The organism is Streptosporangium sp. OZ121 (genome assembly GCF_051918885.1).
Classification (GTDB): domain Bacteria; phylum Actinomycetota; class Actinomycetes; order Streptosporangiales; family Streptosporangiaceae; genus Streptosporangium.
Genome location: NZ_JBPXMC010000085.1, coordinates 1 through 1319, shown reverse-complemented (window position 1 = coordinate 1319; position 1319 = coordinate 1). Strand labels below are relative to the sequence as shown.

At 67.2% G+C, this 1319-nt stretch carries 1 protein-coding gene; it reads left to right on the top strand.

Annotated features, from left to right (window positions below; translation table 11 throughout):
• Window positions 1-69 precede the first annotated feature (69 nt).
• Window positions 70-1253, top strand: a protein-coding gene (locus ACTOQ1_RS42800) for an IS3 family transposase (RefSeq protein WP_440074332.1) whose coding sequence is annotated in 2 segments (ribosomal slippage) — window positions 70-379 and window positions 379-1253 — 1185 coding nt in all. Because the reading frame shifts where the segments join, the coding sequence is not laid out codon by codon here.
• The last annotated feature ends 66 nt before the right edge of the window (window positions 1254-1319 follow it).

Genomic DNA, 1319 nt, shown 5'->3' with positions numbered 1-1319 from the left:
GGGCCCTCACCCCGATGTGTGGACACCTTGAGTGCCGGATGATGGAAATCCGGAGACAAGGAGTTCCACGTGGCGATGAAGTCGTATCCGCCGGAGTTCAAGGCGGATGCCGTCGCGTTGTACCTGTCCGATCCGGGACGGACGCTGGCCTCGGTGGCCGAGGACCTGGGAATCAGCCGGGAGACGCTGCGTAACTGGGTACGTCAGGCGCAGGCGGACGGCAGCGCGAGCGCCAAGGAGCGGGGTCCGGCCAGGAAGCCGGCGCGGGGCCCGCTATCGTCCGACGACGTGCTGGAAGAGGAGAACAGGCAGCTCAAGGCCCGAATCCGGGAGCTGGAGCTGGAACGCGACATTCTGCGCCGGGCCGCGAAATATTTCGCGGGAGAGACGAACTGGTGAGCCGCTTCGAGTTCGTTGACGACCATCGGGACGCCTTCGGCGTCAAGCGGCTGTGCCGGGTGTTGAAGGTGTCGCGCTCGGGTTTCTACCGGTGGCGCAAGGCGGCTTCGGCTCGGGCGCAGCGGGCTGCGGCCGACGCTGTACTCGCCGAGGAGATCAGGTACATCCACGGAGAGTTCGACGGTACCTACGGCAGTCCGCGCGTCACCGCCGAGTTGCGCGCGCAAGGTCGCAGGGTCAACCACAAGCGGGTGGCGCGGGTGATGCGCCGCTTCGGCATCGTCGGGCTGCATCTGCGCAAGAAGGTGCGCACCACCGTGCCAGAACCCTCGCATCAGAAGGTGCCCGACCTCATCGGGCGGGACTTCACCGCGCCCGCCCCGAACCGGCGTTACGTCGGTGACATCACGTACCTGCCCGTCGGTGACGGCCGGTTCCTCTACTTGGCCACCGTGCTGGACCTGGGCTCACGCCGGCTGGCGGGCTGGTCGATCGCCGATCACATGCGCACCGAGCTGGTGACCGACGCACTGCGGGCCGCCGCTGCGACACGGGGCAGCCTGGCCGGTGCGATCTTCCATGCCGATCATGGAGCGCAGTACACCTCGGCCGAGTTCGCCAGAGTCTGCGCCGAGTTCGGCGTGCGCCAGTCCATGGGAGCGGTCGGCTCGAGCGCCGACAACGCCGCGGCGGAGGCGTTCAACGCCACCCTGAAACGCGAGACGCTGCAAGGCGCCAAAGGCTGGTCCTCGGCGCGTGAGGCACGCCTGGCGGTCTTCAAGTGGATCACCCGCTACAACACCCGCAGGAGACATTCCACCATCGGCTACCTCAGCCCCATCGACTACGAGTAGCAGACCATCGATAGGGTGCTGCTCGCCGCATAACAACCGGTGTCCACACTTCGGGGCGAGCCCCCC